We start from the raw sequence: 8,865 nt of genomic DNA, 5'->3' as shown, positions 1-8,865 counted from the left end.
TCGCACCCCTTTGTCTGAACGGAGCGTAGCGAAGTGAGTTGGGTGCGGCCCCGGGCTTCGAGCATCGCAGGGGACCCCGACAGGGGCGGTTTCGCAGGGGAGAGCTTTTTGCTTACTTTTTGGCGGTCTAAAAAGTGAGTCGCCTGCGGGGGCGAAATCCCCGCATGGGCCTCACCTGGACACCCCCACCCGCGAGTCAAGCTCAACCAGCCCCAACCCCCATCGTCACCTGCCCCGCCGGCACATGCACCGCCGCACTTTCGACATGACCCACCTGGTCGTCGAAGAAGAAGTCCGGCTCGAACTCGCGCAGGAACTCGCCCTTGGCCAGGCCGCCAAGGAACATCGCCTCGTCGACCTCGATGTTCCAGTCCATCAGCGTGCGGATGGCGCGCTCGTGGGCCGGTGCACTGCGTGCCGTGACCAGCGCCGTGCGCACGCGCATGCCGCCACCGGGCGAGTGCTGAAGCCGCTGCAAAGCCTCGAGAACCGGCTTGAACGGCCCTGCCGGCAGCGGCAGGTGGGCGCGCTGCACCTCGTGCGCGCGGAAGGCGGCCAGCCCGTCGCGCTGGAAGACCTGCTCGGCTTCGTCCGAGAACAGCACCGCGTCGCCGTCGAAGGCAATGCGCAGCTCGTTGGGGTGGGCCGCCGAGGCGCGCGCCGCCAGCGGCATCACGCGCGCCGCGGCCACGCCGGCCGCGAGCGCCTGGCGCACGTCGTCGTCGTTGGCCGACAGAAAGAGATGGGCCGACAGCGGCTTCAGATAACGCCACGGTGACGCGCCGCGCGTGAACACGCCGCGCTCCACCGGCAGGCCGTAATGCCTGGCCGAGCGGAACACGCGCAGGCCTGAGATGGGGTCGTTGCGTGAGAGCACGACCACCTCGACCTGAGGCGCCCTGCCGTCGTTGAAGGCCAGCAGCTTGCGCACCAGGGAGAAAGCGACGCCGGGCGGCGCGGGTTCGTCCAGGCGCTGCTGCTGCAAGGCCATGTAGGCATGGTCGTCGCCGGCCTCAAAGACCTGGTTCTCGGCCTCGAAGTCAAAGAGGGCCCGCGACGAGATCGCGACGACGAGTTGACCGGTGAGCGTGGCTGGCATCTCTGCATTGTCAGGCGCGCGCAGTGCCGCCGCCCCTCCAGCGGCCGTCGTGGATCCGGCTTTGCCGGTCCACCAACGGGCATTGCGGGCCACCGCCGGGCCAGTGGCCCGGCCCTTCGCCAGGCACATTCAATCCACTGGATTGAATGGTGTCCGGGCTTGGCCCCCTTGAGGGGACACAGCTTCGCTGCGGTAGGGGGTCGTCTATTTCACCCAGGTATTCAGCTGGATGATCGGCATCAGCACGGCCAGCACGATCAGCAAGACGATGGCGCCCATCGCAACGATGAGCAGCGGCTCCAGCAGCGTGGCCGCAGCCATGGAGCGGCGCTGGACCTCCACGCTGAGCTGGCGCGCCGCGCGGCCCAGCATCTCCGGCAGTTGGCCGGTCTGCTCGCCCAGGCGCGCGAACATGGCCAGGATGCCGGGGAAGCGCTTCTTGCCCGCCAGGGCCGAGCCCAGCGGCGCACCTTCGCGCACCTGCGTCAGCGCATCCAGCGCATCGGCCTGCATGGCGCGGTTGGACAGCGTCTCGGCCGCCGCCTGCAGCGCCTTCAGGATGGGCACGCCGGCGCCGGCCAGCATGGCCAGCGTGCCGGCAAAGCGCGCCGCGTTGTAGCCGCGGGCAAGGCGCCCGATCAGCGGCACGCCGAGCAGGGCGGCGTCGAAGCGCAGCCGAAAGGCCGATGCCTTCAGCGCCTGGCGCAGCAGCAGGCCGGCCACGGCGAGGGCGCCCAGCATGGCCCAGCCCCAGGTGCGCGCAAAGTCGCTGATGGCCAACATCGCGATCGTCAGCGCCGGCAGCGTGCGCTTGGAGCTGGTGAACACGGTGGCGATCTGCGGCACGACGTAGGTGACGAGGAAGATGACGATGAAGAAGGAAATGACGGAAATGATGGCCGGGTAGGCCATGGCGCCGATGAGCTTGCCCTTGAGGTCCTCGCGCTCTTCCAGGTCGTCTGCGAGCTTCTCCAGCACCTGGCCCAGCGCGCCGCTCTGCTCGCCGGCGGCGACGACGCCACGGTAGACATCGTCGAATTCGCGCGGGGCCATGGCCAGCGCGCGGGCAAAGGTGGAGCCGGCGTTGACCTCGGCCTTCAGCTGGCTGATCAGTTCGCGCTGGCGCACATCCTCGCTTTCGTCGGCCAGCGCGGTCAGCGCGCGCTCGATGGGCAGGCTGGAGCCGACAAGGCCGGCGAGCTGGCGGGTCCAGACGGACAGGGCGGTCGCGCTGAAGACGCGCCGCGTGAAGCGGCTGCCTTCCTGGGCACCATGCTGCTGCACCATCTCGATGGACAGCGGTGTGAGCCCCAGGCCGCGCACCATCGCACGCGCAACGCGCGGGTTGTCGGCCTCGATCAGGCCGCTGGCCTGGCGGCCGGAGTCGGCAAGGGCTTCGTATTTATAGGCTGGCACAGCTACTCGCGAGTGACGCGAAGAACTTCTTCGAGCGACGTTACACCCGACTCGATCAGGCGCTCGCCGTCCTCGCGCATCGAGCGCAGGCCGATCGCCTCGGCCGCAGCCTGAAGCTGGCTTTCGGGTGCGCGGTTGTGGATGAGGCTGCGCACGGCATCGTCGGCCACCATCAGCTCGTAGACGCCCGTTCGGCCCTTGTAGCCGGTCTGGCCGCAGGCGTCGCAGCCGACCGGGTGCCAGCGGCCGTGATCGTCCTGCGTCTTGCAGACGGGGCACAACCGCCGCACCAGGCGCTGGGCCAGCACGCCCAGGAGCGATGACGAGAGCAGGAAGGGCTCGACGCCCATGTCGGTCAGCCGCGTGACGGCGCTGGGCGCGTCGTTGGTGTGCAGCGTGGCCAGCACCAGGTGGCCCGTCAGCGAGGCCTGGATGGCGATCTGCGCGGTCTCGTAGTCGCGGATCTCGCCGATCATGATGACGTCGGGGTCCTGGCGCAGGATGGCGCGCAGGGCCTTGGCGAAGGTCAGATCGATCTTGGCGTTGACCTGGGTCTGGCCGATGCCGGGCAGCTCGTACTCGATTGGGTCCTCGACGGTCAGCACATTCGTCGTGCTGGTGTCGACGGTCTGCAGCGACGCGTACAGCGACGTCGTCTTGCCCGAGCCCGTCGGGCCGGTGACGAGCACGATGCCGTGCGGCTGCTGCACCAGCTTCTTGAAGGCGGACAGCACCTGACCGTCCATGCCCAGGCCTTCAAGCGTGAACTTGGATTCGCTCTTGTCCAGCAGGCGCAGCACGGCGCGTTCGCCGTGGGCGCTGGGCAAAGTGGAGACGCGCACGTCGATGGCACGGCCGCCGATGCGCAGCGAGATGCGGCCGTCCTGCGGCAGGCGCTTCTCGGCGATGTCCAGCTCGGCCATGATCTTCAGCCGCGAGATCAGTGCCGCGTGCAGTGCCCGATTCGGCTGCACCACCTCGCGCAGCGTGCCGTCGACGCGGAAGCGCACCGAGCTGCTGCGCTCGTAGGGCTCGATGTGGATGTCGCTCGCGCCATCCTTGGCCGCCTGCGTCAGCAGCGCATTGAGCATGCGGATGATGGGCGCGTCGTTGGCGGCCTCGAGCAGGTCTTCCACCGCCGGCAGGTCCTGCATCATGCGCGACAGGTCCACCGCGCTCTCCACCTCGCCCACGACGACGGCCGCGCTCGATTCGCTGCCGGCGTAGGCCGCATTGATGCGCGTGGTCAGAGAGGTCGCGGCTTCGGCTTCGAGCCGGTCCACCGAGTACAGGCGCTGCACCTCGGACAGCGTGGCCCACGCGATCTCGGGCGGCGCCCACAGCGTCAGCGTGCTGCCGTCGTCCTCGAGCAGCACGCAGTTGGCCTTCGCAAAGGCATAGGGCAGGGGGTGGCGGTTCGCGGCCATGGACAGGAGCGGCTTACTGTTGCGGCGCGATCTTGGCTGCCGGTGGCTTGGGCTCAGGCAGCACCGGCGCGCCGGTGTCGGGCAGTGCCCAGTTCTTCGTCGGCTGGCCGTTCTGCTGCACAGCGCGGATGCTCTCGTAGCGGTCCAGGCTTAGCTGGTTGGTGCTCTCGGCGGTGCGCAGCACGACGGGGCGCAGGAAGACCATCAGATTGCTCTTCACGCGCTTGCGGTTCTTGTTGCCGAACAGATTGCCCAGCAGCGGGATTCTGGACAGACCGGGTACGCCGGCTTCGCCGTCGTCGTACTCGTCCTTCATCAGGCCGCCCAGCACGATGATGTCGCCGTCCTCGATGACGACCGTCGTCTCGATGGCGCTCTTGTCCAGCGTCGGCCCGTTAGGCCCCTGAGCCGTCACATTGGAGTTTTCCTGGTAGACCTGCATGCGTACCGTGCCGCCTTCGCCAATCTGGCTCTTGATCTTGAGCGTCAGGCCGACGTCCTTGCGGTCCACGGTCTGGAAGGGGTTGACCGTGCCACCTGTCGAAGAGCCCGTGTTGGCATAGGAGCCTGTCACGAAGGGAACGTTTGAGCCGATGACGATGCGCGCCTCCTCGTTGTCCAGCGACACAAGGTTGGGTGTCGACAGCACGTTGGCGCCATTCTGGCTTTCGAAGAAGTTGGCGACGGCGCCCAGCGTGTAGAGGCTGCCGAACTTCTTCAGGACACCGACGTTCAGACCCTTTGGCACTGCACTGGCATCGCCAACCGCTGTGCCGATGGTGGTGATGTTGCCCGAGGCAATGGCGCCGGTCGCGTTGATGATGTTGGCCAGCCCCGTGCCGTAGTTGGTGCCGGCGCCGACGATGCTGCTGTCGCCCTTGTTGCCGAACAGGTTCTGCCACTGCACGCCGAACTGGCCGGACTTGCTGTTGTCGATCTTGACGATCAGTGACTCGACATAGATCTGGGAGCGGCGGGAATCGAGCTGCTCGATGACCGTGCGCACCTGGCGGTACAGCGGCTCGGGCGCGGTGATGATGAGCGAATTCGTCGACGGATCGGCCTGCACGAAGCCGCCGGTGGACGGGCCGGCCGAAGCGCTCAGCGGTGACGTTGCTGCGGTCGAGGCGCCGCCGATGCCACTGTTGGTGCCCGTGTTGCTATTCATGGCGTTGTTGGCGCCGCCAAAGCTGGTGCCCGCGCCGCTCAGGCCGCCGGTGTTGGTGCCGGACGTGCCGCTGCCGCTGTTGCCGCCGGCGCTGCCCGACGAGCCCGCGCCGAACGCGGCGCGCAGCACCGTGGCCAGCTTCACGGCGTCGGCGTTCTTCAGGTAGACGACGCGGATGTTGTTGCCACCGTCGACGCTGGGCTGGTCGAGCTTGTCGACCATGGAACGCACGGCCGCCAGGCGCGCCGGGTTGCTGGCGCGCAGGATGAGGCCGTTGGAGCGTGGGTCCACCAGCACGTTGACGGCGCTGCTGCTCTGCCCAGGCACGGCCGCACCCGTGACGGCACCGCCGTCGGCGAGGCGCTGTACCAGCGGCGCCAGGTCGGCCGCGACGGCGTGCTTGAGCGTCACGATCTCGATGTCGCTGGTGCCCGGCGTGTCCATCGCCGCGACGATCTTGGCGATGCGCTGCAGGTTGTCGGCGTAGTCGGTGATGACCAGGCTGTTGTTGCCCGGGTTGGCATTGATGGTGTTGTTGGGGCTGATCAGCGGGCGCAGCACGGCGACGAGGTTGTTGGCGTTCTCGTGCTGGATGCGGAAGATCTGCGTCAGGATCTGGTCGCCGCGCACCGTGCTCGTCTCGATGGCCACGGAGCCAGCCTGCAGCTTGGCATCGGCCTCGGGCAGCACCTTGAGCAGGCCGGCCGTCTCGACGACGGTGAAGCCCAGGCCGCGCAGCGCGGCGAGGTAGTTGCGGTAGGCCTCGGCCACCGACACCGGCTGCTCGCTGTAGACCGTGACCGTGCCCTTGACGCGCGGGTCGATGATGATCTGGCGATCCAGCATGACGCCGATGGCGCGAGTCACGGCCTCGATGTCGGCGTTGACGAAGTTCAGCGTGACGGGCGAGCTGGCCTTGACTGCGGGACCGCGCGTGCGGCCACGCTGCACAGTGGAGTTGTCAGGCTGCGCGAACGCGCTGCCGGCGGTCAGCAGCAGGGCTGCAATCGCTACGGCGGTGGCGGTGCGTTGGAGATTCATGATCATCCGATCGTCAAGACGGAGCGCGCCCCCTGGCGGCGTCCAATGATGTTCAGCAGGTTGTTGAGGGCTTCCTCGCGGCCCGGCGCGGCCCCGGCTTCACCGATGAAGCGGCTCTTGCCGCCCGGCACCACCGTGCCCGCGCCGCTGAGCTGCAGGGCACCTTCCAGCGTGGACAGGCGCAGGGTGCTGACGCCTGGGTTGCCGGGGTCCGCACTCAGATCGAGGCGGTAGCTGCCCAGCGGCGCGACGGTGGAGATGCGCGAGGACAGGTTGACCAGGTCGAACTGCAGGTCGCCGAACTGGCGCCAGCGGCCCTGCACCGACTCCAGCCTGAACTCGCGCGCCGACAGCCGCAGCGAGCCGCCCAGCTGCAGCGTGTTCCAGGGCGTGCCCAGGCCGGCCAGCACACTGGCCGGCAGGCGTGCGAGCCAGTCGGCGCGGCTGTCGATGCTGATCTCCATGCGGCCCAGGCCGGGCTTCAGCCCCAGCAGCAGATCGCCGTTGATGCAGCAGTCCTGCCGCGCCGCGAGCTGCAGGCCGGCGCCTTTGAGGCTCATCTTCCAGTGCAGGCGGCCGGGCAGCGAGGAGGCGTCGCGGCTGCCCGCGCCGCCGGTCAGCACCAGCACGCCCGAGCCGTTCCAGATGCTGCCGCGCGTGTCGACCAGCAGCAGGTGCTCGCCCGTGGCCGAGGCCAGCGAGCGCGCCAGCCAGCTGGCCGGTGCAAACAGGATCAGGGCGCCGACGAGGCCGATCAACGCGCCGGCAACGCTCCAGCGCCGCGCCGTGCCGTGGCGCACCGAGCGCCCGGCCAGCTGCGTACTGGCCTGGAAGACCGAGTCCTGCACCGTCATCGGCGGTTGCGCGGGTTTCTTCTTGAACCAGGCCATCAGGCGCCACCTCCCAGGTTCAGGACAAGGCTGCCGGAGTAGCCGTTGGGACCGCGTGTCAGTTGCGCTTCAACGGGGCGGGCGCGTGCGGCCGAGCGCACTTCGCCGAGCCAGGCCTGCAAGGCCTGCGGTGCGATGCCGTTGAGCGTGACGACGGCACGGTCGCCGGTCAGGTTCAGGCGCGCGACCGAACCGAGGTGCGCGACCGAGGCCGTCAGTGCCGCCTGCGCCTGGGCCGGCGGCACGCTGGGCGCCTTGCGCAGCGCGCCGGCTTCCTGGGCTTGCGACTGCATCTGCTGGAGCTGCAACTCCAGCTTTTCGAGTTCGGCGGGTGCAGCCTTGAGCGTGCGCAGGGCCGGTGCCAGCAGGACAGCCCAGGCCAGCAGCAGGCCCAGCAGCACGGCAATGGCGGCGAGGGCAAGACGTTCGCGCTCGCCCAGCGTCTGCCAGTGCGTCAGCGCCTGGGCGCGCGCGTGGCGCCATTGGGCCTGCAAGCCGTCGCCGGCAGCGGGGGAATTGAAGCGGGAAGCCATCAGCGTCGTCCTTGGGCGCTGGCGCGGCTGATGGTCAGCTTGCCCTCGCTGGCGTCGAGTTGCCAGCCGTCGCTCTGCAACTGGCTGCGGAAGTTGTCGACCTGCGGCTGGCCCCAGCCCGCAGCCGACACGGTCAGGCGGCCGGGCTCGAAGGCCAGGGCCTCTGCGGGCGGCCGGTCGGCGGGCCAGGCGGTGGCGGCGGCGCCTAGCAGGGCTTCCAGGTCCTGCTCGCCGACGCTGCCGGCGCTGATGCGCAACAGGTCGAGCTGCTTTTGCATCTGCACCGGTGCGTCGAGGATGGCGCGCACTTCGGGGAAGGCGCCGGTCAGCGTCGCCGTGATGGCCTCGCGGCGCGCGGCCAGTTCGCGGTTCTGATGCCAGGCCCAGAGGTTCAGGCCGAGCAACTGCACGACAACCAGGGCCGCCAGACCCCAGCGCACCGGCTGCCACGGCTTGCGCATCAGGCCGCGGCTGAAAAGTCGCAGCGCCCGCACGCCGCGGGCGCGCGGCGCCAGGTCGAACTGGCGCAGGTCCCAGGCGCCGTCGACAACGGCCAGCGCCCTCTGGGCGGGCGTCTGCACGGTGACGGTGGTACCCAGCCAACGCTCGGCGGTGGTGGCGATGCCGGGCGTGGCCGTCCACTCTGCCGCGTGCACGAGGCCGGGCGGGAAGAGCTGCCGCGGCAGGCCGCCTTGCAGCGGCAGCGTCGCGACGCCGTCAGCGTGGCTCCAGCGCAATGTGATGACGTCGTCGCCGGTGCCGTTGTGGGCCTCGAAGAAATGCCCGCGCGCCGGTTCATCGGGCCAGGACAGCGGCGCCACGCGATCAACGAAGACGTGCGCTGCATCGAGATGGGCAAGGTGTTCGGCCAGCCAGAGCCTGGACGTGATGGCCACCCAGGCCGTGTCGCCGCCGGCGGCGTCGGGCTCGATGGCGAAGTGCACCGTCTCGGGGTCGTCGAGCAGGGCTTCTTCCAGCTTGCCGGCCAGCGCCGCGCGCATCTGCCGGCCGGCGCGCGGCAGCTCGATGCAGCGCCAGCCGATGTCGGATTCGGCGGGGATGGCGATCACGATGTCGGCCGACGGCAGCGAGGTGGCGGCAGAGCGGCCCTCGCGGTCGACGTGGCGACCATCGGTCGTCAGCGCCCAGTCGTACTCCCGCGGCGCACCGGCTCGCGCCGGCTCGGTCGCGGGCACGGCTCGGCCCAGGGCGCGCAGGCGCGACCGGGCGGGCAGGAACAGCAGCAGGGTGCTCATAGGGGCAGGCAGGCGCGGCGCATTCTAGGAGGGGG

7 protein-coding genes are annotated in these 8,865 nt (G+C 69.4%); all 7 read right to left on the bottom strand.

Translation table 11 applies throughout. The features are described from left to right. Nucleotides 1-202 precede the first annotated feature (202 nt). The gene (locus AC0IZJ_RS23750; RefSeq protein WP_471854041.1) at nt 203-1,099 is read right to left on the bottom strand and encodes a 5'-nucleotidase; all 897 of its coding nucleotides are present in this window, start codon (nt 1,097-1,099) and stop codon (nt 203-205) included. Nucleotides 1,100-1,303: 204 nt separating this feature from the next. Then, nucleotides 1,304-2,515, bottom strand: a complete 1,212-nt coding sequence (gene gspF, locus AC0IZJ_RS23745; RefSeq protein WP_471854040.1) for a type II secretion system inner membrane protein GspF — start codon at nt 2,513-2,515, stop codon at nt 1,304-1,306. Between the two features lie 2 nt (nt 2,516-2,517). After that, nucleotides 2,518-3,942, bottom strand: a complete 1,425-nt coding sequence (gene gspE / locus AC0IZJ_RS23740; RefSeq protein ID WP_471854039.1) for a type II secretion system ATPase GspE — start codon at nt 3,940-3,942, stop codon at nt 2,518-2,520. A gap of 13 nt (nt 3,943-3,955) precedes the next feature. Then, complete coding sequence (gspD, locus tag AC0IZJ_RS23735; protein ID WP_471854038.1) at nt 3,956-6,151, bottom strand: type II secretion system secretin GspD; 2,196 nt, start codon at nt 6,149-6,151, stop codon at nt 3,956-3,958. 2 nt (nt 6,152-6,153) lie between these two features. After that, nucleotides 6,154-7,041 (bottom strand): type II secretion system protein N, encoded by an 888-nt coding sequence (gspN, locus tag AC0IZJ_RS23730; RefSeq protein ID WP_471854037.1) that lies wholly within the window; start codon nt 7,039-7,041, stop codon nt 6,154-6,156. Then, a complete protein-coding gene (gene gspM, locus AC0IZJ_RS23725; protein ID WP_471854036.1) occupies nt 7,041-7,574 on the bottom strand; it encodes a type II secretion system protein GspM in 534 nt (177 codons plus the stop codon). Before gspM ends, gspN begins: the two co-directional genes overlap by 1 nt. After that, the gene (gene gspL, locus AC0IZJ_RS23720) at nt 7,574-8,830 is read right to left on the bottom strand and encodes a type II secretion system protein GspL (RefSeq protein WP_471854035.1); all 1,257 of its coding nucleotides are present in this window, start codon (nt 8,828-8,830) and stop codon (nt 7,574-7,576) included. The genes gspM and gspL overlap by 1 nt, the downstream gene beginning before the upstream one ends. Between the last annotated feature and the right edge of the window lie 35 nt (nt 8,831-8,865).

The organism is Roseateles sp. AC306, assembly GCF_979253795.1.
Note: the sequence above shows the minus strand (reverse complement) of the source record. Positions and strands in the feature narration are given on the sequence as shown.

What these genes read in the sequence shown, in the direction of transcription:
- AC0IZJ_RS23750 (WP_471854041.1), bottom strand. Translation starts at nt 1,099, where the DNA reads ATGCCAGCCACGCTCACCGGTCAACTCGTCGTCGCGATCTCGTCGCGG.
- gspE (WP_471854039.1), bottom strand. Translation starts at nt 3,942, where the DNA reads ATGGCCGCGAACCGCCACCCCCTGCCCTATGCCTTTGCGAAGGCCAAC.
- gspD (WP_471854038.1), bottom strand. Translation starts at nt 6,151, where the DNA reads ATGAATCTCCAACGCACCGCCACCGCCGTAGCGATTGCAGCCCTGCTG.
- gspN (WP_471854037.1), bottom strand. Translation starts at nt 7,041, where the DNA reads ATGGCCTGGTTCAAGAAGAAACCCGCGCAACCGCCGATGACGGTGCAG.
- gspM (WP_471854036.1), bottom strand. Translation starts at nt 7,574, where the DNA reads ATGGCTTCCCGCTTCAATTCCCCCGCTGCCGGCGACGGCTTGCAGGCC.
- gspL (WP_471854035.1), bottom strand. Translation starts at nt 8,830, where the DNA reads ATGAGCACCCTGCTGCTGTTCCTGCCCGCCCGGTCGCGCCTGCGCGCC.